Annotated in this window: 19 protein-coding genes; 7 read left to right on the forward strand and 12 right to left on the reverse strand. The window is 69.5% G+C overall.

All coding sequences use genetic code 11. The features are described from left to right. Nucleotides 1-34: 34 nt before the first annotated feature. On the reverse strand, nucleotides 35-1,033 hold the full coding sequence (locus tag Ate02nite_RS49365) for a hypothetical protein (RefSeq protein WP_203798635.1): 999 nt from the start codon (nucleotides 1,031-1,033) through the stop codon (nucleotides 35-37). A 50-nt stretch (nucleotides 1,034-1,083) separates the two neighbouring features. Further along, entirely contained in the window at nucleotides 1,084-1,992 is a 909-nt protein-coding gene (locus Ate02nite_RS03620) for a LysR family transcriptional regulator (RefSeq protein ID WP_203798637.1), read from the reverse strand. A 66-nt stretch (nucleotides 1,993-2,058) separates the two neighbouring features. Here Ate02nite_RS03620 and Ate02nite_RS03625 point away from each other — a divergent pair, with 66 nt between their 5' ends. From Ate02nite_RS03625 to Ate02nite_RS03635, 3 genes are all read left to right on the forward strand, one after another. Beyond that, complete coding sequence (locus tag Ate02nite_RS03625) at nucleotides 2,059-2,823, forward strand: inositol monophosphatase family protein (RefSeq protein WP_203798639.1); 765 nt, start codon at nucleotides 2,059-2,061, stop codon at nucleotides 2,821-2,823. Continuing rightward, a complete protein-coding gene (locus Ate02nite_RS03630; protein ID WP_203798641.1) occupies nucleotides 2,820-3,446 on the forward strand; it encodes an NAD(P)-dependent oxidoreductase in 627 nt (208 codons plus the stop codon). Before Ate02nite_RS03625 ends, Ate02nite_RS03630 begins: the two co-directional genes overlap by 4 nt. Before the next feature lie 200 nt (nucleotides 3,447-3,646). Continuing rightward, the gene (locus Ate02nite_RS03635) at nucleotides 3,647-4,321 is read left to right on the forward strand and encodes an Ltp family lipoprotein (protein WP_203798643.1); all 675 of its coding nucleotides are present in this window, start codon (nucleotides 3,647-3,649) and stop codon (nucleotides 4,319-4,321) included. A gap of 71 nt (nucleotides 4,322-4,392) precedes the next feature. On the opposite strand, the gene Ate02nite_RS03640 is transcribed toward Ate02nite_RS03635, so the two are convergent. The 3 genes from Ate02nite_RS03640 to Ate02nite_RS03650 form a co-directional block, all read right to left on the reverse strand. Continuing rightward, on the reverse strand, nucleotides 4,393-5,073 hold the full coding sequence (locus tag Ate02nite_RS03640; RefSeq protein ID WP_203798645.1) for an adenosylcobinamide amidohydrolase: 681 nt from the start codon (nucleotides 5,071-5,073) through the stop codon (nucleotides 4,393-4,395). Nucleotides 5,074-5,082: 9 nt separating this feature from the next. After that, nucleotides 5,083-6,288: an MFS transporter gene (locus tag Ate02nite_RS03645; protein WP_203798647.1), complete on the reverse strand. Its 1,206-nt coding sequence runs from the start codon at nucleotides 6,286-6,288 to the stop codon at nucleotides 5,083-5,085. Nucleotides 6,289-6,372: 84 nt separating this feature from the next. Next, nucleotides 6,373-6,912, reverse strand: a complete 540-nt coding sequence (locus Ate02nite_RS03650; protein ID WP_203798649.1) for a GNAT family N-acetyltransferase — start codon at nucleotides 6,910-6,912, stop codon at nucleotides 6,373-6,375. 112 nt (nucleotides 6,913-7,024) lie between these two features. Here Ate02nite_RS03650 and Ate02nite_RS03655 point away from each other — a divergent pair, with 112 nt between their 5' ends. Then, nucleotides 7,025-8,044: a hypothetical protein gene (locus Ate02nite_RS03655; protein ID WP_203798651.1), complete on the forward strand. Its 1,020-nt coding sequence runs from the start codon at nucleotides 7,025-7,027 to the stop codon at nucleotides 8,042-8,044. Here the strand turns inward: Ate02nite_RS03655 and Ate02nite_RS03660 are convergent. Next, nucleotides 8,041-9,699 (reverse strand): sulfatase-like hydrolase/transferase, encoded by a 1,659-nt coding sequence (locus Ate02nite_RS03660; protein ID WP_203798653.1) that lies wholly within the window; start codon nucleotides 9,697-9,699, stop codon nucleotides 8,041-8,043. The genes Ate02nite_RS03655 and Ate02nite_RS03660 overlap by 4 nt on opposite strands. A 62-nt stretch (nucleotides 9,700-9,761) precedes the next feature. Beyond that, nucleotides 9,762-11,969, reverse strand: coding sequence for a putative bifunctional diguanylate cyclase/phosphodiesterase (locus Ate02nite_RS03665; protein WP_203798655.1), 2,208 nt, complete (start codon nucleotides 11,967-11,969; stop codon nucleotides 9,762-9,764). Nucleotides 11,970-12,064: 95 nt separating this feature from the next. Here Ate02nite_RS03665 and Ate02nite_RS03670 point away from each other — a divergent pair, with 95 nt between their 5' ends. Genes Ate02nite_RS03670 through Ate02nite_RS03680 form a run of 3 tightly spaced genes read left to right on the forward strand, consistent with a single transcriptional unit; the run spans nucleotide 12,065 to nucleotide 16,361 of the window. Next, a complete protein-coding gene (locus tag Ate02nite_RS03670; RefSeq protein ID WP_203798657.1) occupies nucleotides 12,065-12,667 on the forward strand; it encodes a TetR/AcrR family transcriptional regulator in 603 nt (200 codons plus the stop codon). A 2-nt stretch (nucleotides 12,668-12,669) separates the two neighbouring features. Then, on the forward strand, nucleotides 12,670-14,406 hold the full coding sequence (locus Ate02nite_RS03675; protein ID WP_203798659.1) for an ABC transporter ATP-binding protein: 1,737 nt from the start codon (nucleotides 12,670-12,672) through the stop codon (nucleotides 14,404-14,406). Next, a complete protein-coding gene (locus Ate02nite_RS03680; RefSeq protein ID WP_203798661.1) occupies nucleotides 14,403-16,361 on the forward strand; it encodes an ABC transporter ATP-binding protein in 1,959 nt (652 codons plus the stop codon). The genes Ate02nite_RS03675 and Ate02nite_RS03680 overlap by 4 nt, the downstream gene beginning before the upstream one ends. Before the next feature lie 63 nt (nucleotides 16,362-16,424). Here the strand turns inward: Ate02nite_RS03680 and Ate02nite_RS03685 are convergent, their stop codons facing one another. The 5 genes from Ate02nite_RS03685 to Ate02nite_RS03705 all read right to left on the reverse strand — a co-directional run bounded on the left by Ate02nite_RS03685 (nucleotide 16,425) and on the right by Ate02nite_RS03705 (nucleotide 23,082). Next, nucleotides 16,425-19,904, reverse strand: coding sequence for a Calx-beta domain-containing protein (locus Ate02nite_RS03685; RefSeq protein WP_203798663.1), 3,480 nt, complete (start codon nucleotides 19,902-19,904; stop codon nucleotides 16,425-16,427). 253 nt (nucleotides 19,905-20,157) lie between these two features. Beyond that, nucleotides 20,158-20,364: a ferredoxin gene (locus Ate02nite_RS03690; protein WP_203798665.1), complete on the reverse strand. Its 207-nt coding sequence runs from the start codon at nucleotides 20,362-20,364 to the stop codon at nucleotides 20,158-20,160. Next, on the reverse strand, nucleotides 20,361-21,584 hold the full coding sequence (locus tag Ate02nite_RS03695; protein ID WP_203798667.1) for an NADH-ubiquinone oxidoreductase-F iron-sulfur binding region domain-containing protein: 1,224 nt from the start codon (nucleotides 21,582-21,584) through the stop codon (nucleotides 20,361-20,363). Before Ate02nite_RS03695 ends, Ate02nite_RS03690 begins: the two co-directional genes overlap by 4 nt. After that, entirely contained in the window at nucleotides 21,581-22,171 is a 591-nt protein-coding gene (locus Ate02nite_RS03700; RefSeq protein WP_239147089.1) for a ferric reductase-like transmembrane domain-containing protein, read from the reverse strand. Before Ate02nite_RS03700 ends, Ate02nite_RS03695 begins: the two co-directional genes overlap by 4 nt. Further along, the gene (locus Ate02nite_RS03705) at nucleotides 22,168-23,082 is read right to left on the reverse strand and encodes an FAD:protein FMN transferase (protein WP_203798678.1); all 915 of its coding nucleotides are present in this window, start codon (nucleotides 23,080-23,082) and stop codon (nucleotides 22,168-22,170) included. Before Ate02nite_RS03705 ends, Ate02nite_RS03700 begins: the two co-directional genes overlap by 4 nt. Nucleotides 23,083-23,095: the final 13 nt, after the last annotated feature.

The raw sequence follows: 23,095 nt of genomic DNA on the forward strand, positions 1-23,095 counted from the left end.
CAAGATTCCGCCCGTCATCCTCCTCACATGGGCTTTACTTCTTCATGACGTACGGGCGGTAGAACTCGTACAGCTGCCGGTCGCCCACCTGGCTCAGCAGTGACTCGTTGCCCATCAGGAACACCACGCTCGGGCAGTCCTCGTCCTCGCCGTTCACCGACGCCTTGTCCAGCAGCTGCTTGCCGGTGGCCGCCTCGAACAGCCGCACCCGGTAGGTCGCCTTCTTCATGACGACCGTCTCCGGCTTGGGGTCGTCGAACTTGCAGCTCTTGGCGGTGCCCCCGGTCTTCACCAGGTCGACGCAGCCGACCAGCTGCGACTTGGCCGGGTCGCGCGGGATCCAGGCCTGCCAGATCGACTCCGTCAGGTCGGGCACGCTGACCGACGACAGGATGCGCCGGCTGGGCAGGGCGACGCTGTCGACGACCCCCACCGAGATCTGGTGCGGCGCTTTGCCGGCGAACTTGGGTGACTGCGGGTAATACCACCCGTCACACACCCGGGCCAGGTCCTTGTCGTCCCGCACCGGGTAGGTGCTGGCCCGGGGCCCGGCCGGCTCGCTCGGCGCGCTGGGCTCGCTCGTCTGCGGGGTGGGCGCTACCTCGGTCGGCCGGGTCGGCGGGGCGTTCCAGCGATCGTCGTCGAGTGCTGCCACCTGCTTCGCGGTCGAGTCGACCACCCGCCACATGTAGACGACGTAGCCGGCGGTGGAGAGCAGCATCCCGACCACGATGATCAGCACGATCGCCCACGGCTTGAGCTTGGCGGGCGGCGCGGTGAACGGCGGCAGCTGGTCGCCGGTGGGCTGCGGCTCCCAGTTCACCGGCGGATATCCGGGCGGCGGCTGCCACCCGGCCGGCGGTTGCTGCCAGGCGGGCGGCGACTGCCACGGGACCGGCTGCAGCCACTGGGGCTGTTGCCACTGCGGTTGGCCGACCGGCGGCCGGTGCCACTGCGGGTCCGGTGGGGCGGGCGGCGGTTGAGTGCCGTCGGTGGGCGGCCGGCCAGGTGCCGGTGGGCCCTGTTCTTCCATGACTACGGTCCCCGTTCGAAAAGCTGGACCGCGACTGTATCGAATCCTGACTATTCTTGACGCCCGGCGAGGACCGCGGTGAAGGCGGCGCGGACCTGGTCGCGCAGCCAGGCGTGGGCCGGGTCGGTGTCGTAGCGCTGGTGCCAGGCGCAGTTGATCGGCGGGTCCGGCAGCGGGATCGGCAGCGGCGCGGTGACCAGCCCGAACGCCTCGATCAGGGGACGCCAGGTGAGCTCCGGGACGGTCGCCACCGTCGGACCGCCGGCGATCAGGTGTGCGGCGGTGGCGGTCGTGCCGACGGCCGCCACGACCCGGCGGCGCAGGCCGTGCGACTCGAGGATGGTGTCGACCGGATCGGTGAGCCGGCCGCGGCGGGAGATCAGGACGTGCGGCTTGGCGGCGTAGGCCGGCAGGTCGAGTCGTCCGGCGTACGGATGATCGCGGCGCAGGACCACGACGAAGCGGTCGTGGCCGACGGTCTCATGCCGGATCTCCGGCAGGGCCGGCACGTCCGCGCCGATCTCCAGATCGACGCGGCCGTGCCGCAGTTCGTCGGTGTCGACCGCGGCCTCGGGCAGAAACCGCAGGCGTACGCCCGGCGCCGTCCCGGCCGAACTGGCCAGCAGAGCCGGCGCGAGTGCGGTGGCCAGGGCGTCGTGGCACTGGAGGGTGAAGACGCGGTCGAGCCCGGCCAGGTCGAGCTCCCGGCTCGGCGCCAGCACCTCCCGGGTCTGTCGCAGCAGCTCACCGACCTGCTCGCGGACTGCCGTCGCGTACGGCGTCGGGGTCATCGTCCGGCCGGTGCGCACCAGGATGTCGTCGCCGGTCAGCCGGCGGAGGCGGCCGAGATTGCGGCTCACCGCGGGCGAGGACAGCCGCAGTCGCTGAGCCGCCCCCGCGACACTGCCCTCCTCCAGGAGTGCGTCAAGCACGGTGAGCAGATTCAGATCCAGTTGCATGGTGGTAAATCGTAGCTTCCAAAGGTTGCACTGGACTTAACCGAGCCGTCGGCCGAGAGTCAAGGCATGCAAAAACTCCTGGTGGAAGCAACCGCGGCGGTCCATGCGGCCGCCACCCGCGTGGTGCGCCCGGCCCAGACGCCGACCAACGCGGCCCAGCTGTTCGCGGCCCTGCGCGCCAACGACGACGCCGTCACCGAGGTCCTGCGGCCGGCGCTCCTCGGCGCCCTGCCCGGTTCGCAGTGGACCTCGGACGAGCACGGCTCCGGCCCGATGCCGGACGGCGACTGGTGGGTCGTCGACCCGGTGGGCGGCAACATGAACGCGGTGCAGAGCATGCCCGACTGGAACGTCGGCGTGAGCCTGGTCCGGGCCGGCCGCCCGACCCTGGCCGTGCTGTACGCGCCGGTGGCGGGCGAGACGTTCACCGCGACGGCGGGCGGCGGGGCTTTTGTCAACGGCGTACGCCTGCAGGTCTCGGCCAAGACCGACCTGAGTATGGCGCTGACCGGCACCGGCCAGGCCAAACCGAGCCGCGACGCGGCCGGTGCCGAGCGGGTGGGCGCCGCCATCGCGGCGATGATGCGGCACGCGCTGTACGTCCAGGCCTCGGTTCCGGTCGGGCATCAGCTGGCCCAGGTGGCCGCCGGCCGGATGGACGTGCACTGGCAGTTCGACAACCTGCGCTCACACATCGCGCCGGTGCTGCTCGTGCAGGAGGCCGGCGGCACCGTCACCGACCTGGACGGCAAACCGTGGCAGCTGACCAGCGACGGTTACCTGGCCGCCGCGCCCGGCGTGCACGCCGCCGCCATCGAGGTGCTCCGATGACCATGGAACTCACCGTGCTGGCGGCCTCCGGAGCGACCGGCCTGGAGTTGACCCGGCAGGCGCTGGAACGGGGACACCGGGTCATCGCGATCGCTCGCAACCCGGACCGCATCGCCCTTCCCGACTCGCCGCGTCTGACCCGGGTGGCGGCCGACGTGCGCGACCCGGCCGGGATAGCCGCGGCCCTGGCCGGCCGCGCGGTCGTACTCTCCGGCCTGGGCATCGCCGGCGGCGACCAGCCCGGCGCGCTGACGGCGGGCGCCCAGGCCGTGGCCGACGCCCACCCGGACCGCATCGTGTGGCTGGGCGCCTTCGGTACCGGCCCGTCCGCCCAGGCGGCCGGCCCACTGACCCGCACCCTGCTGAAGATGCTCGGCGCCCAGCTGTCCGACAAGGTCAACGCGGACGCGACCGTGCTGGCCGCCGGCGGCACGGTCTTCCACGCCGGCCCACTGTCAAACGCCCCACTGAGCCCGACCCGCCGAACCGTCGGCCTGGCCGAAGCCCCCGCGCGTCTCTTCCCGTCCCGGGTAAGCCGAGCAACGGTGGCCGCCGCCATGCTCGACGAGGCCGAGACCCCCACCCACCCGGGCGCGATCGCCGTCCCTCTGGAGCGTTCTTGATCATCACTCCATCGGAGTCGTCCTTTCGGCCCACGGGCAGCGTCATTGGCATTTACGAATCGGTCATGAAGGTGTTGCCGTTGCACGTCCGATGGATTGACCTGCTGCCGATGAGATTTAGCCTGATGGCGGCCTCATTCGAATGGTGGGTTGGAAAAGCGCCACCGCTGATCCAAGTCCACACGCGAGGGGAGACATTCATGTCTATTCCCGAGTACAGCCCGGTCCCCTCCCCGAAGAAGACAATGAGCCGGGGCAAGAAAGCCGGCCTGATCGGCGGCGGCGTCCTCGCCGGCTTGGTCATCATCGGGGTCGCCGCCGGCGGGGGCGACGAGACGCCCGCCGCACCCGTTGCGGCCGCCACCACGGCGGGGAACGCGAAAAACCAGGAAGCGATCGACAAGCTCCAGGTGTGCATCGACATGACCGCCGGCGCTCGCGCCTACGACCCGGCGCTCTGGGACACCGCCGTGTGCGGCGACTACAAAGGCAGCCTCGGCTCCGCCGGTCAGCCGACCACCGAGCCCATCGTCGAAGCCACTACCGAGGCCGTCGCGGAGCCTACCGCCAAGCCCACCAAAGAGCTGACCGTCTCCCAGCAGAATGCCGTCGACAAGGCAGCCGACTACCTGTCGTACTCCGCTTTCTCCCGCTCGGGGCTGATAAAACAGCTCAAGTTCGAAGGCTTCTCCACCAAGCAGGCCACGTTCGGCGTGGACGCACAGAAAGCCAACTGGAACGAACAGGCCGCCAAGAAGGCAGCTGACTACCTGGAGACCAGTTCGTTCTCTCGCTCCGGACTGATCGGGCAGCTCAAGTTCGAAGGCTTCACTGCCACGCAGGCCAATTACGGCGTCAAGAAGGTCGGGCTGTAGCTCCGGAAAGCCGAGGCCGACGCCGCGGGCGGCGGCGATCGCCGGCACGACCGCCGGTGGACTGAACGGTGTCACAGGCCGTTGCGCTCGCTCCAGGACTGAGTTCCGGCCAGATTGACTTCGCCGCCTCGGCAAACAGCCCGGTAAGCCGTCCTCGCCAAGGGCTCGCCCCAGCGGGAACGCGGGCCGCCGTAGGGGGCTTCGGGGCCGGTGGGTGGGCAGAGGACGCAGATCGCGTCGGTCGCGGTGCCGGTGGCGGGCAGGCCCAGATCGCGGATGGCCTGGGTCTTTGCCTCGGTGATGGTGGCTATCGCGTTGACCAGGGCTCCCTCGCTGAGTCGCTGCGGAACCCAGGCGACGACGTTGATGGTGCCGACGGGTGGCGCGTCTACGGCGCTTCGGCCTTCGGCGGGCGCGTAGGCCTGGATCGGTGCGCCCAGGCCTACCGTCGCCCAGAGCCGCACGCCGGCGTCGGTCTCGGCGACCACGTCGGCGACATCCACGCCGGTCATCAAGCCCACCCCGCGGCCGGCCAGGTGGAGGCCGGCCGCGATCTCGGACAGGTGGATGGCCGGGTCGTCCCGGTCGTAGGACATCGGGACGGTGGCGTTGATCAACCAGTGGCACTCCCCCACGCCGCCGCCGAGGGTGGCCGACGAGATCGCCAGCGCCGGGTCCGGCAGGTGCCAGACCAGCAGCGGGATGTCGTGGCCGCCCTCGCGGCGGCGGGTCAGCGTGGGCTCGGGGAACACCGAACGACCTTAATCCCGGAGGGCTGCGCGGCTGGGGTGGTTTCGGGTGGCTCTGCTGCCGGATAGGAGAGCGGCCAACGCGGTTGCGGCCAGGAGAGTTCCGGCGGCCAGGAACGCCGTGGCCGGGCCGGCCAGGTCGGTCAGCAGGCCTGCGGCCGCCGCGCCGGCCGCGCTGCCGGCGTTGGCGGCCACGTTTACCCAGGTGCTGGCCTCGGTGCGGTGTTCGGGTGGGGTCAGGTCGTCGGCGGCCAGGTAGGCGGCCACGTAGAGCGGGGAGACCGCCACGCCGGCCAGGGCCATCACCACGCCCAGTGTCAGCAGGCCGGGGGCGGCCGCGGCGGCCAGCAGGCCCGCCCCGAACAGTCCCAGCAGGCCGCCGAAATGCAAGGCCCGGGGCCGGGTGTGGCGGCGACGAGACCAGAGCAGGCCGCCGACCACGCTACCGGCGCCCACGCCGGCCTCCAGCGGGCCGGCCGCGCCGGGGTGCCCGGCCTGCTGGGCGGCCACCGCCATCGCGGTGAAGGCGACGCTGATCCCGGCCCCGGCCACCACCAGGACAGCGAGAACCCGCCACAGCCGGAACGACCGCAGCGGCCCGAGGTCGAAGACCTGGCGGGCGTCGGACCCGGCGGGAGCGGGCCTACCTCGGGCGGCGGTTGCCGCGGTCATGCCGATGGTGCCGGCTGCGAGGAGGAAGGCGGTCAGCAGCAACGCCCAGCGGGCGGGAGCTATCGCGATCAGCAAGCCGGTCAGGAGCGGGCCCAGCAGGTACAGGGTCTCCTCGGCGATGGCGTCCAGGGCGTACGCCCGCTCCTTGAGGGTGGTGCCCTCGGTGAGTGAGCGCCACGCTGAGCGCATGGCCGGGCCCAGCGGTGGGGCCGCCAGGCCGGCGACCGCGACGAAAGGCACCGGCCACGGCAGGAGTGCGGCGGCGGCCAGGAAGACCGCGCAGGCCAGGGCCAGCAGCGGCAGCAACATGGGGTGGCGGTCGGCGAGGCGGGCCTTGAGCGGCAGGGTGACCGAGGTCAGGCCGAAGAGGGCTACGGCCAGGCCGGCGGCTGCGTACGAGCCGGTGGTCTGGCTGACGGTGAACAGGGTGGCCAGCGGGAGGAGACCGTACGCCAGTCGGCCGGCCAGCGCGGGCGCGAAGATGCGCAGCGCGAATGGCAGGCGTAGGACGGCACGGTAACTCCCCGCCTCGGCGGGGGTGGGCATGGAAGCTCCAGGAATGTCCAGACCGGTAGGGACGCGAGAAAGGCGAAAACCCTACGGCGGTGTCTGAGACATGCGGGCAGCCTACTACGACCACTCCGGGGCCAGCACCGCCCAGATCTCGGTGTCGTGCCGGACGCCCTTCCACGGGTAGCTCTCGCGCAGCGTCGCTTCCAACTTGAGCCCGGCCCGGCGGGCGACGTTCGAGCTGGCCTTGTTGTCAGGGCGGCAGTGCCACTCGATGCGGTGCAGGCCGCGCACCCGGAAGGCCCAGTCGATCAGCAGCCGGACGGCGGCGGTGATCAGGCCGCGGCCGGTGCCGGCCGGCTCGAGCCAGCAACCCACCTCGGCGATGCCGCTGTCGACGTCGAAGGTGACGAACATGGTGCCGCCGACCAGGGTGCCGTCCAGCCAGATGCCGTAGATGCGGCCCTTGTCGGCAGCCTGTTTGTCGGCGTAGCGCTGCAGGGTGGCGCGGGCCGACTCCAGGTCGGTGCTGATCGACGCCCACGGGATCCACGGGTCGACCGTGTCGCGGGCGCGGTCCATGTGGGCCAGGAACTCTTCTGCCTGCCAGGGCTCGAGCGGTCGCAGCATGGCGCCGCCCCCGAGATCGACGCTGTACACGCGGGAAGCCTACGTCTGCTGTCCAGGCATATTTCGCCGAAACGCTACCCACTGACAAGAAGGTTATTCATAGATTTACCTGGATCGATCGAGCCGAAACGTGGGAGCAGGCATGAGCATCAGGGTTATGGCGGCGGTAGCGGGGCTGGCGACAGCGCTGGTGGCGGCGCCCGCGCACGCGGCGCCGTCGCGGGCCGAGGTGGCGCTGCGGTGGGCGCCGATCCACTACCAGGACGTGGACGTCACCGGCAGCCACGCGCTGGCCGGCAAGTCGGACTTCATCACCCGGTACGACTACGACAACAACCTGGTCGGGACCGACAACTGGGACCACGCCGGGCAGAGCACCGCGGCGGCCGCGTATTACGCGGTGACCGAGACCAGCAGCCACTGGTTCATCACCTACTTCTTCTACCACCCGCGGGACTGGGTCGATCACCCGTTCTTCGAGACCGAGCACGAGAACGACGGCGAGGGTCTCACCGAGATCATCGAAAAAGACGGTTCCGAGTACGGCGTACTGCGCGCGGCCGTCTCCGTGGCGCACAGCGACTTCTTCTCGTACACCCCGGCCGGCAGCACCTGGACCAACGGCAAGGAGACGATCGACGGGACGCTGCAGCTCAAGGCGTCCACCCACGACTCCTTCCAGCACCCGGTGACCGCGCAGGAGGCGAAGGGGCACGGCTTCAAGGCGTGGCCGCAGTACGACATCGTCGGCGACGGCCTCGTCTACTACCCGTCGCTGACCGCCTCGGAGTCGCCGAGCAGCGCCGACGACCGGGACGTGCAGTACCAGCTGATCGACATCTTCGCCGACGGCGGCATGTGGGCGCAGCGCACCAACGCCAACCTGTTCGCGGCGCTCGGCACGTTCAAGGGCGACACCTCGGGCGACTGCGGGGTGGGCACCTACTCCTGCGGCACCAACTCGGCGAACGCGCCGTGGGGCTGGGACGACGGCAACGACGTGCCGGCTCGCGGGGAGATCGCGACGGATCCGGCGAAGCTGTCGGCCGAGTACTTCACGGTGCCGGGGACGCTGTCCCGGACGTACACCTACAACCCGTACAACAACGCCGCGGCCGCCCTCAAGCAGGCGGCCGCGACGCTGCCGCGCACGGTGGATTAGTGCGGCGACCCTAGCGGGCTGAAGGCCGTCAGGAAGCGGTCGCGGAACTCGTTCATGGGCCACACCGGCGCCGTCGGCGCCGGTGTGAGCCCGGTCGTCCAACCCCAACTCGCGATGCGATCCAAGACCTTCGGATCTTTGGCCACGATCGAGATGGGTACGTCCTTGCTGGCGTTCTGTCCCACCACGATCGAGGCCGGCTGGTGGTCGCCGAGGAACACCATCACCAGGTTGTCGTCACCGTACTGCTCGACGTAAGAGGTCAGGGAGTCGATCGAGTAGGCGATGGACGACGCGTACGCCTGCCGGATTCTGTGGTTGTTCTTCCAGACCGTGCCGGCACTGTCGGCCGCGGCGATCATCGGTCCGTAGACCGACCCGTCCCCGATTTGTTCCCACGGCAGCATCGTCGGCATCGGCGCCCACGGCGTGTGGCTGGAGGTCAGGGTGATCTCGGCGAGCAGCGGGCCGCGGTCCTTCTTCGCGTACTCGAGCTGCTGGAACTGCTTCATCACGAACTGGTCGGGCATCGTCGACCAGCTCAGCATCGGCCCGTGATAGTCCAGCGTGTGCGAGTCGTACACCTGGTCGTAGCCGTAGAACTGGCCCTCCGGCCACGCGAACGTGACGCCGGGCTCGACCCCGACGGTGCGGAAGCCGGCCCGCTTGAACGCCCGGGTCAGGGTCAGCCGGTCGGTGTTGACCAGGCTGCGGTACCGCTGCTGGTTGTCGATCCACAGGCCGGACAGGAACGTCGAGTGGGCCAGCCAGCTGCCGCCGCCCGAGGTCGACGAGGTCAGGAAGCCGGTCCGGGACGCGAACCCCTTGGCGGTCAGCTTGGCGTCGTCGGCCTTGAGCCGGGCCAGCACCGCCGAGTTGAACTCGGGGTCCTCGACCGCGTCCCGGCCGTAGCTCTCCACGAAGCTGACGATCACGTCCTTGCCGCGCAGCGCGGTGAGCAGCTGGTCGTCCGGCAGGTTGCGGAAAGCGTCGACCTTGACCTCCTGCTCGAAGGCCTTCCGGTCGGCGATGTCCTGCGGCACCTTGAGTGCGGTGTCGCGGGCCAGGTCGGCGGCCGCCTGCGAGGCCACCGGGATGCCGCCGACGATCTGCACGCCGAGTACGGCCAGCACGATCCAGGCGCTCGCGAAGGCGAAGGTGGCGTGCCGGGTGGGTCGGGCGTGCGCGGCGAGCAGCCGGGAGAGCCGCCGCACCGCCAGCGTGGTGAAGGTGAGCAGGGCGAGGGCGAGCAGGACGGCCGCAGCGGCCACCCCGAACGCACCGAGCTTGCCCATCGAGTCCTGGAGGAAGTGGTAGCCGTCGGTGAACAGCACCCAGTCGAGAACCGGGTCGAACTCCCGGGCCAGCACCGCGAAGAAGCCCATGTCGATGATCTTCACGACGGTGAGCAGACCGAGCGTGAGACCGACCAGGGTGGCGCCGGCGCGGCGGGCGCGCTCCGGCAGGACGAGCAGCACGGCGATCACGACGATCGCCTCGATAGGGATGCGGACCAGGGCGTTCAGCCAAAAATTACCGGGTGGGAGCCGCGTGATCTGGTCGGGCATGACGAGCTCGAGAAAGACCAGGAGAGCGGCGAGTGCAGTGACCACGGCGCCGCCGACACGGCGCAGATGGTGCTTGTTCTGGGACAACTCGGGTTCCTTACCGCCGATTACTACCTGCTACTAGTAAACGGCAGCGGCCGGGGCTCGGTTCAAGCCACGGTGACCGCAAGCATCTCCAGGATCCGTTCCTGCTCGGCCGGCCGGCCGAACAGGTAGCCCTGGCCGTGGTCGATACCGATCTTGCGCAGCGTGTCCCACTGCGCATCGGTCTCGATGCCCTCGGCGACGGTCTTCATCTTCAGCGCCTGGCCGAGGCCGGCCACCGCGTCCACCAGGGCCACGTCGTCCTCGTCGATGTGCACCTCGTCGACGAACGTCTTGTCGATCTTGATGACGTCGACCGGGAGCTGCTTGAGGTAGCTCAGCGACGAGTACCCGGTGCCGAAGTCGTCGATGGCCAGCCGGACGCCGAGGCCGCGCAGTGCGTACAGGGTCTCCTTGGCCGTCTCGATGTCGGCCATCAGCATCGACTCGGTGATCTCCAGGGTCAGCGAGGCGGCGTCGAGACCGGCGTCGGCCAGGGCTTCCGCCACGTCCTCGACCAGTCCGGCGTACTGGAACTGGCGGGCCGAGAGGTTGACGTTCACATGCAGGCCGGCCGCGGCCGGCGATTCCGCCCGCCACCGGGCCAGCTGCGCGCAGGCCTGCCGCAGGACCCACCGGCCGAGCGGAACGATCAGGCCGTTCGCCTCGGCGCTGGCGATGAAGTGGTACGGGCCGAGCAGTCCATCGCGGGGGTGCTGCCAACGCACCAGCGCCTCGACGGCGATCAGCTGCTGGGTGGTCATGTCCACGACCGGCTGGTAGAGCACCCGGAACTCGTCGTGCTCCAGCGCGTGCTCGATGTCGGCCCGCTGCTGCGCCTCCTCCAGCACCGAGAGGGTCATCGTCGGGTCGAAGATCGCGTAGCCGTTCCGGCCGGCCCGTTTGGCCGCGTACATGGCCAGGTCGGCGTTGCCGAGCAGCTGCTCGGCGCCGATCTCGCCGCCGGTGGAGACGGCCAGCCCGATGCTCAGCGAGCAGCTGATGTCCCGGCTGGCCAGCCGGATCGGCTCGCGGGCGATGGCCAGCAGCCGCTCGGCCAGGCCGGAGGCGTCGGTCGGGTCGAGGTCGCGCAGCAGGATGGCGAACTCGTCGCCACCCAGCCGGGCCAGCATGTCGGCCGGCCGGACCACCGAGCGCAGCCGCTCGGCGATGGTGCTCAGCAGCTCGTCGCCGGCGCTGTGCCCGAGGTTGTCGTTGACCAGCTTGAAGTCGTCCAGGTCGAGCAGCAGCACGGTGACCGGCTCGGGACCGCCGGACTCGACCGCCTCCTCGAGCGTCTGCCGGAACTTGGCCCGGTTCGGCATGCCGGTCAGCGAGTCGGTGAACGCCTGCCGGTGCAGCTGCATCTCCAGCTCGCGGCGGGCGCTGATGTCGCGCAGGCTGACCACGATGGCCTGCAGCTCGGGGCTGTTGATCCAGTTGGTGCCCATCACGTCGACGTAGACCCACTCGCCGGCCGTGTTGTGCAGCCGGCTCTCCACCCGCAGGCTCTGCCCGATCGGCAGGGCCAGCATCCGGTTCATGAAGTCGTTCAGCTCGCCCAGGCGATCGGCGTGCATGACCCGGGTGAGCTGGGATCCTCGCAAATCGTCCGCGCGGAGTCCGAGCAGCTGCTCAATCGACGCGCTCACGTATTTGACGGTGCTGTCCCGGCCGACCGCGAGGACGGTGTCAGCGGAGGCTTCGAGCAGGGTCTCGGCGCGCTGCTCGGCGAGCCGGCGGCGGCCGTCGAGGCGGCGCCGGCTCTGCGAGTTGATCGCGGTCAGGGCGGTGACACAGCCGTACATCGCGACCACGACGAAGGTCAGGGCGACCCCGGTGTGCGCCTTGACCGGCAGTAGGACCAGGTAGCCGAGACCCGAGGCCGCGCCGAACAGCACCACGGTCCGGGGTGCCCAGAGAGCGGCGGCCGACATCAGCAGCAGGACGGCGGCCGGCAGATAGAGGAAGGCGCCACCCGGGTCAGCGAAGCCGAACAGCAGCAGCACCGGCAACTCGGCGAACCACCACAGCAGCAACTGCCGGCGGAATCCGTCCCGGCGCACCAGCCGGTTCCAGGGCAGGCGGATCAGGACCGCCTGAGCCGCGACGGCCAGCAGAACCGGGATGAGCCACCATCGGCTCGCCCCCGACCAGCTCATCGCGATGCGCATGGCGCCGATCGCGGTGACGACGGCCGCGATAACGGCGCCGATCCGGATCTGACGGGCCCAGTAGTCCGCGGTGTGATCATCCATCGGGGTTCGCCGCACGAGCGCTCCATCGGCCTCCACCCCGACGACCTGAGGGAACACCCATGACAAATGTCAGTGGCTGAGTGAGTGCTCGCTCAGTAGAGTTCGGTCACGTGGAGAACAGGCGTAGAAGAGTTCCGGCCCTGGCGCCGGAGGAACGCCGCGCGGCCCTGATCGCAGCGACCATCCCGCTCCTGCACGAGCACGGTCTCGAGGTCAGCACCCGGCAGATCGCCGCGGCCGCGGGCGTCGCCGAGGGCACCATCTTCGGCGTCTTCGAAAGCAAGAACTCGCTTGTCGTGTGCTCGGTGATCAAGGCGCTGGACCCGCAGGTGACGCTGGACGGGCTGGCACTGATCGACCGGGCGCTGCCGCTGCGCGAGCGGATGGCCGAGGCGGCCGAGTTGATTCATGCCCGGATGGCGGAGAACGCCGCGCTGATGAGCGCCGCGCGCAAGCTGATTCTGGCCGGGCCGGACGACCCGGAGACCGGCAAGCGGATGGCGTCCAGCCGGGAACGGCTCAAGGACGCGCTGGTCGAGGTCATCGCGCCGGACGCGGCGCGGCTGCGCCATTCGCCCGAGGCGGTGGCCACGATGCTGCTGCTCTTCTGCGGTGCCAATACGTACGGGCCGTTCGGCGACCCGGACACCTTCCGCGGGGCCGATCTGGCCTCGCTCCTACTAGACGGTTTTCTCAAGCGGGGGGCTCAGTAGACGTGCTCATCCAACTCCTACGCGTCCATCTCCGGCCCTATCGGGGGACCATCGGACTGGTCGTGTTCTTCCAGCTGCTCCAGACGCTGGCGACGCTCTACCTGCCCACGTTGAACGCCGACATCATCGACAACGGCGTCATCAAGGGCGACACCGGTTACGTGATGAAGATCGGCGGCTTCATGCTGGCGATCACCGTCGCGCAGATCGCCACCCAGATCGTGGCGGTGTACTTCGGGGCCAAGACCGCCATGGTGGTCGGCCGCGACCTGCGGTCCTCGATCTTCCGGCAGGTGCAGAGCTTCTCGGCCCGCGAGGTCGGCCAGTTCGGCGCCCCGTCGCTGATCACCCGCACCACCAACGACGTGCAGCAGGTCCAGATGCTGGTGCTGCTCACCTTCACGCTGATGGTGTCGGCACCGATCATGTGCGTCGGCGGCGTGCTGCTCGCCCTGCACCAGGACGTGCCGCTGTCGTCACTGCTGCTGGTCATCGTGCCGGTCCTGATCGCGGTGGTCGCGCTGATCATCAGCCGGATGCGGCCGCTGTTCCGCTCGATGCAGGTGCGCATCGACAAGGTGAACCAGGTGATGCGCGAGCAGATCACCGGCATCCGGGTGATCCGCGCCTTCGTCCGTGACGACCGGGAGCAGGAGCGGTTCGCCGGCGCCAACGCCGAGCTCACCGACGTGTCGATGCGGGCCGGCAAGATCATGGCGACGATGTTCCCGTCCGTGATGCTGATCGTGAACATTTCCAGCATCGCCGTCCTCTGGTTCGGCGGTCACCGGATCGACTCCGGCCACATGCAGGTCGGCGCGCTGACCGCGTTCCTCAGCTACCTCATGCAGATCCTCATGTCGATCATGATGGCGACCTTCATGATGGTCATGATCCCGCGGGCCGAGGTCTGCGCCGAGCGGATCGAGGAGATCCTCGGCACCGAGTCGACCGTCGAGCCGCCGGCCAGCCCGGTGACGACGCTGAGCCGGCACGGCTACCTGGAACTGCGCGACGTCGACTACCACTACCCCGGGGCCGAGGCGTCGGTGCTGCACGACGTCAACCTCACCGCCCGGCCGCGGGAGGTCACCGCGGTCATCGGCAGCACCGGTAGCGGCAAGACGACGCTGCTCAACCTGATCCCACGGCTGTTCGACGTGAGCGACGGCGAGGTGCTCGTCGACGGGGTCGACGTGCGGCAGCTCGCCCCGACCCTGCTGTCCACCACGGTGGGCCTGGTGCCGCAGAAGCCGTACCTGTTCAGTGGCACGGTCGCGAGCAACCTGCGCTACGGCAACCCGGACGCCACCGACGAGCAGCTCTGGGAGGCCCTCGAGGTCGCCCAGGCTCGCGGGTTCGTGGAGAAGATGGAGGGCGGGCTGGACGCGCCGATCGCGCAGGGCGGCACCAACGTCTCCGGCGGGCAGCGGCAGCGGCTCGCGATCGCCCGGGTGCTGGTGCACCGGCCGGAGATCTACCTGTTCGACGACTCGTTCTCGGCGCTCGACTACGCCACCGACGCGGCGCTGCGGGCCGCGCTGACCGCCTACATCGCCGACGCCACCGTGGTGATCGTCGCCCAGCGGGTCAGCACCATCCGCGACGCCGACCGCATCATCGTCCTCGACGACGGCAAGGTCGTCGGGACCGGCACCCACACCGAACTCATGGACACCAATCCGACGTACCGGGAAATTGTTCTTTCTCAACTTACTGAGCAGGAGGCCGCCGCATGACCGCCCCGAATCAGCCTGGGCCGCCGGTAGGCGGACCGCCGGCCGCCCGGATGATGATGGCCGGTGGCAAGTCCACCGAAAAGCTTGATGACTTTCGCGGCTCCACGCTGCGGCTGCTCGGGCTGCTCAAACCGCAGCGCCTGCTGGTCGGCGCCGCGCTGATCTTCGGCATCGCCAGCGTCGGGCTGACCGTGTGGGGGCCGAAACTGCTCGGCAAGGCCACCGACATCATCTTCTCCGGCGTGATCGGCAAGCTGTTCCAGCCCGGAACGACCAAGGCCGAGGCCATCGCCGCAATGCGCGCGGCCGGCAACGACACCCAGGCCAACCTGCTCTCCGCGGTCGACTTCACCCCCGGGCAGGGCATCGACTTCACCAAGCTCGCCCACCTGCTGGCCTGGGTCGTCGTGGTCTACGTGGTCGGGTGGATGCTCGGCGTGCTGCAGGGCCGGCTGATCGCGACCGTGGTGCAGAACGGCGTGTCCCGGCTGCGGCGCGACGTCGAGGCCAAGCTGTCCCGGCTGCCACTGTCCTACTTCGACAAGCAGCCGCGCGGCGAGGTGCTCAGCCGGGCCACCAACGACACCGACAACATCGCGCAGACCCTGCAGCAGACCTTCGCCCAGCTGCTCAACTCGCTGCTGATGATCATCGGCGTACTCGCCTTCATGTTCTGGATCTCCTGGCTGTTGGCCCTGATCGCGCTGATCACTGTGCCGCTGTCGTTCCTGGTGACCACCCAGATCGGCAAGCGGGCCCAGCCCAACTTCGTCGCCCAATGGAAGACCACCGGCAAGCTCAACGGCCACATCGAGGAGATGTTCACCGGCCACTCGCTGGTCAAGGTCTTCGGCCGGCAGGACGAGGCGCAGCAGACCTTCGACGAGCACAACGACAAGCTGTTCGCGTCGAGCTTCCGGGCGCAGTTCATCTCCGGCATGATCCAGCCGGCCATGATGTTCCTGGGCAACCTCAACTACGTGCTGGTCGCCGTGGTCGGCGGCCTGCGGGTGGCCAGTGGCGCGCTGTCGCTGGGCGACGTGCAGGCGTTCATCCAGTACTCGCGCCAGTTCAGCCAGCCGCTCACCCAGGTGGCGTCGATGGCCAACATGGTGCAGTCCGGCGTCGCGTCGGCCGAGCGGGTGTTCCAGCTGCTCGACTCGGCCGAGCAGTCCCCCGAGCCGCCGTCCGCGGGCCTTGCGCGGGTGCAGGGCCGGATCGCGTTCGAGGACGTGTCGTTCCGCTACCTGCCGGACAAGCCGCTCATCGACGACCTGTCGCTGGTGGCCGAGCCCGGCCAGACGGTGGCCATCGTCGGACCCACCGGCGCCGGCAAGACCACCCTGGTCAACCTGCTGATGCGGTTCTACGACGTGGACTCGGGCCGGATCACCCTGGACGGGGTGGACATCGCCGCGATGCCGCGCGAGGAACTGCGCGAACACATGGGCATGGTGCTGCAGGACACCTGGCTGTTCGGCGGGACCATCGCCGAGAACATCGCGTACGGCGCCGACAGTTTCGACCTGGAGTCGGTCAAGCAGGCCGCCGAGGCCGCGCACGTCGACGCGTTCGTCAAGATGCTGCCGGACGGCTACGACACGGTGATCGACGAGGAGGGCTCGAACGTCAGCGCCGGGCAGAAGCAGCTGATCACCATCGCCCGGGCGTTCCTGGCCGAGCCGAGCATCCTGATCCTCGACGAGGCGACCAGCTCGGTCGACACCCGCACCGAGGTGCTGATCCAGCGGGCGATGAACAGCCTGCGCACCGGACGCACCAGCTTCGTCATCGCGCACCGGCTGTCCACCATCCGCGACGCCGACGTGATCCTGGTGATGGAGCACGGCAGCATCGTCGAGATGGGCACCCACGACGAGCTGATCGAGGCCGACGGGGCGTACGCCCGGTTGTACTCGGCCCAGTTCGCCCAGGCGGTGGCGGAAGTCGACTAACGCAAAAGGCGACGGGGGCGGCCGGATGGCCGCCCCCGTCTTCGTCTGGTCAGATGTTGCTAGTTACTTGATGGTGATCTTCTTGGTGGCGGAGTAGCCGCCCCAGATCCCGTTGGGCGTGAAGCCCTGCACGAAGGCCCGAACCGTGTGCGAAGAGCCGGAGGCCACCTTGGCCGTAGCCTTCCACTGGTTGTTGCTGCCGGTCGTGCCGGTCCAGGTGTTGACCCACTTGCCACCGACCCAGCGCTGCACGATGACAACCTGGCCGACGCCGCGCGGGGTGCCCTGGACAGCGAAGCTGACCCAGCCCTTACTGGGCGAGCTGGCCACGAAGACCGGAGCCTGGGTGACGTTGACCCGCTTCTCCATCGACTCGTCGCCGTCCGAGGAAACCTTGAAGCGGTAACCCTGGCTCAGCGTGCGAACGAACTTGTAGGTGCCGTCCGCCCCCGCCTTGACGGTGGCAAGCTTCCACAGCTCAACGTTCTTGGTCGAGATGGGAGCACCCCAGAGCTCCACCATGGCACCCGGAGCAGCCTTGCCCCAGATCGGCGTGTTGATGCCACCGGAAACGGTGCCCGCCACGTTCAGCGCCAGGCTGCCGTCGGTCTTGTCGTCCGACTTGATCGTGACGGTCGCGTCACCGTTGACTACCGACGCGCCGAGCGGGCCCGGGTTGCCGAGGTGGACGGCGAAGGTCTCGTCCGGCTCCACCGAGTGGTCATCGATCAGCGGGACTTCGATCCACGACTTCATGGTGCCCGGCGGCACCTCGATCGTGCCCTTGCTCAGCTTGTAGTCCTTACCAGCCTTGGCCGTGCCGTCCTCCGTGTAGTACGGAATCGTAACGGTCTGGACGGTCGAGGTCGCTTCACCGGTGAAGGTCAGGTCGACCGGAATCTTGGCCGTTTTGTCCTTCTCGTTGACCGTCACATCACCGATCGAGGCCGCCGGCGGAAGGTCCAGCGGGTCATCGGTGATCTTGAAGGTTCCGGTGGCCGGCGTGAAGCCGGTCAGCGCACCGGTGGTCTCGTTCGCCGTGACGGTGAACGCCTCGGTCGGCTCGTCGATCGTGTCCTGAAGAGCCGAGAACGAGTAGGTGTACGCCCCGTTGAGGTCTGTCAGCTTTCCGGTGCTGCCACGCGGCACACTGACCGCGGCGGTGGCGAACCCGGTGGGCGGCGTGAAGTCCGTACCATTCGTGGCCGCCGGGTTGCCCGCTCCCACGGTGAAACCGAGGGTGTACGGGTACTCCGAGACTCCGACGATCGAACCGGTGACCGGGAGCGACTGCCCCTCGGCCACGGAGCCGCTGTTGAAGGTCAGCGTCGGCATGGCGTCGTCGTTGCCGATCGTGATGCGCGAGGTGTGCAGCACGTCCGGGGTGTTCTGGGTGTCGACGTCGGTGCTGGCCGTAGCCAGAGTCAAGCTGAACACCTGGTCGCGCTCGTAGACCAGGTCGCCGTTGATCGGGACGTTCACCCAGCCGGCCGTGTCGCCGGCCTTGATCGTGACGGTCGCGTCGGCCGGAATGTCGTAGTCGTTGGCCCCCGCCTGGGTGCCGGACTCAACGGCGCTTCCGTCGGCGAAGCTCAAGCTGAACACGGTGTCCGTCTTGGACGGCCCGCTCAGAGCGATCGGCACCTTCGCGTAAGTGGTTCCGCTGTTGCCCTCGGTCACCGAGACGTCCGACGTGGTGAAGGTCGGAATCGAGTCCGACTCGCCAGACTCGTCGATCGTGACGGTCTGGTCGCTCGGGTTGTGGATGGTGCCGTTCGGGCTGGCCAGAGTGATCTTGAAGTTCTCGTTGCCTTCCAGGATCTTGTCACCGTAGATGGTGACCGGAATGTCCTGGGTCCAGCTCGTCGTGCCCGCCGGAATGGTGAAGCTTCCGTCGGTGCCCTTGTAGTCGATCCCGGACTTGGCCGTTCCATCCTTGAACTTGTAGGTAATCTGGATGGCTGTCGGGAACGGACCGGTGGGCAGCGATGCGTGGATCTGCCGCACCATTTCGCCCGAGTCGAGCTCCTTGAAGGTGAGCGGCGTCAGCGTGACGGTCGGGCCCGAGGTCTGCCCGTCGGCGTCGTTGATGATTCCGGTACCGGTGGCCGGCGTGCCCAGCGTGGCTTCGTCCGGGGTGCCCAGAGTCGCCCGCACGTTTTCCGGGCCCTCGAAGTCGCCGTCAGTAAGCGAAACGATGGTGGCCACGCCAGTCTTGGTGTACTTGGGAAGGTTTACCGAACCGGCCGACACCTGCGTGTAGTCGGAGTCGGCGAGAGTGGCGCCATTGGAATCCGCGAGCTTGGTCCCGTCCGCGGAGGTGTAGTGCGCAGTTACCTGCTTCTCCGACGGCGCGGACAGCGTAAGCGGGAACTTGAGAGTCCCACCCTCGGTCACGGCCGGAGCGTCTCCGATGCTGATCGACGGAGGCGAGTCGTCATCGGTGATGGCGACCTCGACCGGGCTGCCGGTGGCCGCCTGGGCCCCCAGCGGTGTACCCGCCTGAACCCAGAAGTACTGGGTGTCCGGCTCGTCGAGAGCGTCGTCGAACAGCTCGACGTCAAGGTAGCCGGTGTAGCTGTAAGCCGGAATGACGATCGTGGCATTGGCCGGCAACGCCGTGAAGTCCCGGAACGCACCGCCGCTGGAGATCGCCTGGTCGTCGGCGGCCTGGTTGGTGTCCATCGCGGTGCTCAGCGGGATGGTGACATCGTGTGACATCGCGGTGTCGATCGTCGCGGTGATCCGAGCCGTCCGCTGAGTGGTTCCACCGGCCGACATAATCGCGGTTTCCAGCAGCGCGCTGGAGGGGCCTTCGATGGTCAGGTTGGGGTATGAACCCACCGACCAGATGGTGCCCGTGGCGTTCACCGTATTGCTGACCGTGTCAGTCACGACGAACTGGAAGTCCTCGTCGACGCCGTCGCCGTCGTTCTCCGTGGCGAAGCTCACCGTGGTGGTGTTGTTGCCGCCCGCGAGGGTGCCAGGGAAGGTGATCGAGGTGCGGCTGGGGTCACTGTCGTAGTCATCCACACCGTTCACCGGCGTGGTGTTGCCCACCGCATGACCAGGACCGACGCTGAGATCCGCGGCCGAGAAGGTGAAGTCCCCGGGACCCGCACCGGTGTACGTCACCGTGAAGGTGACCTTCCCGCCTTCCCAGTTGGCGGCGTCCGCGACGGAGATGTCGGCAACGCTGGACGTGTTGACAGCGTAGGCGGGCGACGGCGCGAGCATCGCCGGGACAAAGGCAACCGCAGAGGCTGTGGCCGCCGCCAGAACCGTCCGGATCCGGTGTCGTCCCCAGAACGTGAACGGCACACGCTCGGGCGGCGCCGTTTGGATTGGTCGATGACGCATTCTCTTCCTGTCTCCTTCGGCGGCTGGGCAGCCTCTCCAGCGGGGAGGCCCCTGGCTTCGCGTCCTCGTCAGCCGACGAGGGTTGCCTGTCGGTACCGCACCTTGGGGGCGGTCGGGGCACCGGTAAAACCGGCCCTCAGCAGCGCAAACACGCGATCTAAGATCCTCGTGAGGCGGCGCCATCCGTAATCTAACCGGCATAACGGACTCTTTTTGGCGGAACGCCTTTTTTCTGGCGAAGAACCTTCACACCACCACCGCGGCGCCCAGCGCCGGACAGGCAGGAAGAATGGTCTGACCTGCGAAAACAGGCCACACATGATCAGTATGGCGGCCCGTCCGGCCGCGTATACGGCAATTGAGCTATCCAGATCAACCAATTTCCGGGCATACAAAAACGCCCGCAACCGGGTGGGCTGCGGGCGTTCGGTACGGGCTAGCGAGCGATGAGCTTCAGGGCCAGCATCGGGCATCGGTCGACGGCCTGTTTGGCTGCTCCCTCCAGCGGCGGCGGCACGGCCGGTGAGCGCTGCCCGTCGCGGGCGACCGGGAAGCCCCAGTCGTCCTCGACCAGCATCTCCTCCAGCAGTTCGGTGCAGACGCCGCGGCCGTCGCAGGCCGTCCAGTCGACGTGCAGTTTCATCGGTATCCCTCCGTCGCCAGGCAGCGCCCGTTCAGGTGCGCCGCGACATCCGCCTGGAACATCCGCATCGCGCTGAGCACCAGCCGGGCCGTGCCGTCCGGGTGGTGGCAGGCACCCCGGCCGGAGACCAGCCGGGCCAGTCGTTCCGCCTCGGCCGCCAGCCCGGCCCGGGGGCGCCGGGCGGCCAGGTCGGCCAGCGTGGCCGCCATCCGGGGCAGGCCGTTGATGCACGGGCCGCACTGCCCGGCCACCTGGTCGGCGAGATAGCCGGCGATCCGGGCGGTCTCCCCCAGCCCGCAGGCCCCGGCCGGCAGCGCCACGAGCACGCCCGCGCCGGGCGATGCCCCGTACGGTTCGAGGGCCTGCCGGCTCACCGGCAGCGCCGGATCGGCCGGCACCCAGCCGCCGTGATATCCGCCGATCAGCACCGCCTGCAGGCGCATCGTGGCCCCGCCGACCGCCGCGATCAGCTCGCCCAGCGGCACGCCGTAGCCGGCCTCGACCACGCCGGGCCGCCGGACCGCGCCGCTGATGGTGGCCAGGAAGGTGCCGGGTTCGTCGGCGGTGCCGGCCGACAGGAACCAGCCGGCGCCGTACCGGGCGATCAACGCCAGGTGGGCCAGGGTCTCCACGTTCTGCACCAGGGTCGGCGAACCGCCCACCCCGGCCTGGATGACCCGGATCCGCTTGTCGGCGGGCACCGCGCCGCGCCCGTTGAGCGCGGACACCACCGCCGACTCCTCGCCGGAGACGAACGCGTCGGGCGCCGCCTGCAGGGTCACCGACATCCGGTCGAGGCCGGCCACGCGACGCGCCTCCAGCAGGGCGCGCAGCGGCGCCAACGCCGCCTTCGGCGCGTAGAGATGGGCGGCCCGGGCCTTGGTCGCGGCCGCGACCAGCTGCAGGCCATCAAGAACCAAATTCGGCTGGTACGCGAGGAGAGCGCGATCCTTTCCACTGGCCGGCTCACCCTCCGCCCCGTTGGCCACCACCACGGCCGACCCGTCGCCGGCCTCGGCGACCGCGCTGAGCTTGCGCCACACCGGGAAGCCGGCGCCGCCCCGCCCGGTGAGGCCGGAGTCGCGGGCCATCCCGATGATCTGGCTGCCGTCCAGGAGCGGCAGCCGCCCGTGCCGGGCCAGGTGGGCGTCGAGCCCGAGTTCGCCGTCGAGCAGTCGCCGTTCCACCCGGCCGACCGCCGCTTCCGCCACGCTGGTCATCGGACCTCCTCCAACTCTTTCCGCAGTCGCGGCGCGACCTGGCGTTCGGCTCGGGCCGGGAACCTGCTGAAACCGGTCGAAAGCCGCCAGCCGATGGCCGCCACGACCGCGACGGCACAGGCGATCGAGATGGTCCAGAGCCACCAGGTGCCGTTGTCACTGCCGGTGCCGAGCCCGTGCATGAGAGCTACCGGCCAGCACAGGTACGCGAGCCAGTGCACAACCCGCCAGGTGCGCGCACCCAGCCGGTGGCGCAGCAGGCTGGTGACCACGATCGCGACGAGCAGGTCGAAGGCCAGCGTGCCGAAGCCCTGCCAGACCGGGCGGTAGTTGCCGACGAACGGCAGCACCACGTCGAACAGGCGCAGTTGCGCGTACGGGTCGAAGAGCAGGCTGATCACGTGGCCGGCAACGAACACCACGGACAGCAGGGCCGCGTTGCGGTGCAGCAGGCTGACCGCGAACCGGGGCAGGCCGAACGCCGGCTTGCCGGAGCGGGAGCCGATGCCGAGCGCCACCACGACGGTGAGCAGCACCAGCGAGATGACCCCGCTGCCGCGGGCGAAGTACCAGAGCGCGTCGCTCATGAGGGCCAACCGCCCAGCCGCAGCACGTCCAACGAGGGCGTGACCAGCCGGCTCGGCGCCTTGCCGAGCAGGTCGGGGGCGGCGTGGCCGCGGACGATCGCGGCCGTGCTGAGCGTGTTGGCCCGCAGGCAGCTGTAGGCCGCCACCGACACCGTGCGCCACACCGGCACCGCGGGTCGGCCGGTGGCCGGGTCGACGATGTGGTGCAGCTGTTCGCCGGGCCGGCCCCAGGTGCGGCCGGCCGTGCTCGAGGTGGCCAGGGCCGCCCCGGCCGGCATCCGGATCGTGTCGGCCGGGTCGCCGGGCCGGTCCTGCACCAGGACCTCCCAGCCGCCGGCCGGCGCCATCCCGGCGGTGGCGATGTCGCCGCCGAGCGCCACCAGCACGCCCACGCCGAGCTTCGCGGCGACCTCGGCGGCGGCCCGGTCGGCCGCCACCGCCTTCGCGGTGGCACCCAGGTCGAGCAGCACCCCGTCGGGGACGGTCAGTTCCCGCACCGACAGCTTCACGGCCCGCCAGTCCGGGGTGGCGAAGACCCGCACCGCGGGCGCCACCTCCCGGCCGGTCAGCAGCGCGAAGTCCCGGTCGTAGCCGAGTCCGCACAGCGCGGCGCCGACGGTCGGGTCGACCGCACCGCCGGTCTGCCGGGCGGCGTCGAGAGCGGCCGCGACCAGGTGGGCGAGCAGTGGGCTGACGGTGACCGAGGTGCCGCCGGAGCGGCAGGCCCAGCGCAGTTCCGAGTCGTCCCGGAAGCGGCTGCAGGCCAGGTCCACGGCGGCGAGTTCCGCCTTGACCAGCTCGGCCGCCTCGGCGACCCGGGCCGGGTCGGTGACCACGATCCGGGCGACCGTGCCCCAGACGGACCACTGCGCGGTGTCCGCGCCGATCGGCAGTGTCTCCACGAGCGGCATGTCACGACCCTCC

This window comes from Paractinoplanes tereljensis, assembly GCF_016862435.1.
GTDB lineage: Bacteria > Actinomycetota > Actinomycetes > Mycobacteriales > Micromonosporaceae > Actinoplanes > Actinoplanes tereljensis.

Bases quoted from the DNA above. Each gene is read 5' to 3' on its own strand.
- Ate02nite_RS03630 (WP_203798641.1), top strand. From the start codon at position 2,820: ATGACCATGGAACTCACCGTGCTGGCGGCCTCCGGAGCGACCGGCCTG.
- Ate02nite_RS03700 (WP_239147089.1), bottom strand. From the start codon at position 22,171: ATGAGCGACGCGCTCTGGTACTTCGCCCGCGGCAGCGGGGTCATCTCG.
- Ate02nite_RS03625 (WP_203798639.1), top strand. From the start codon at position 2,059: ATGCAAAAACTCCTGGTGGAAGCAACCGCGGCGGTCCATGCGGCCGCC.
- Ate02nite_RS03635 (WP_203798643.1), top strand. From the start codon at position 3,647: ATGTCTATTCCCGAGTACAGCCCGGTCCCCTCCCCGAAGAAGACAATG.
- Ate02nite_RS03655 (WP_203798651.1), top strand. From the start codon at position 7,025: ATGAGCATCAGGGTTATGGCGGCGGTAGCGGGGCTGGCGACAGCGCTG.
- Ate02nite_RS03685 (WP_203798663.1), bottom strand. From the start codon at position 19,904: ATGGCGCCGCCTCACGAGGATCTTAGATCGCGTGTTTGCGCTGCTGAG.
- Ate02nite_RS03620 (WP_203798637.1), bottom strand. From the start codon at position 1,992: ATGCAACTGGATCTGAATCTGCTCACCGTGCTTGACGCACTCCTGGAG.
- Ate02nite_RS03680 (WP_203798661.1), top strand. From the start codon at position 14,403: ATGACCGCCCCGAATCAGCCTGGGCCGCCGGTAGGCGGACCGCCGGCC.
- Ate02nite_RS03645 (WP_203798647.1), bottom strand. From the start codon at position 6,288: ATGCCCACCCCCGCCGAGGCGGGGAGTTACCGTGCCGTCCTACGCCTG.
- Ate02nite_RS49365 (WP_203798635.1), bottom strand. From the start codon at position 1,033: ATGGAAGAACAGGGCCCACCGGCACCTGGCCGGCCGCCCACCGACGGC.
- Ate02nite_RS03705 (WP_203798678.1), bottom strand. From the start codon at position 23,082: ATGCCGCTCGTGGAGACACTGCCGATCGGCGCGGACACCGCGCAGTGG.
- Ate02nite_RS03695 (WP_203798667.1), bottom strand. From the start codon at position 21,584: ATGACCAGCGTGGCGGAAGCGGCGGTCGGCCGGGTGGAACGGCGACTG.
- Ate02nite_RS03690 (WP_203798665.1), bottom strand. From the start codon at position 20,364: ATGAAACTGCACGTCGACTGGACGGCCTGCGACGGCCGCGGCGTCTGC.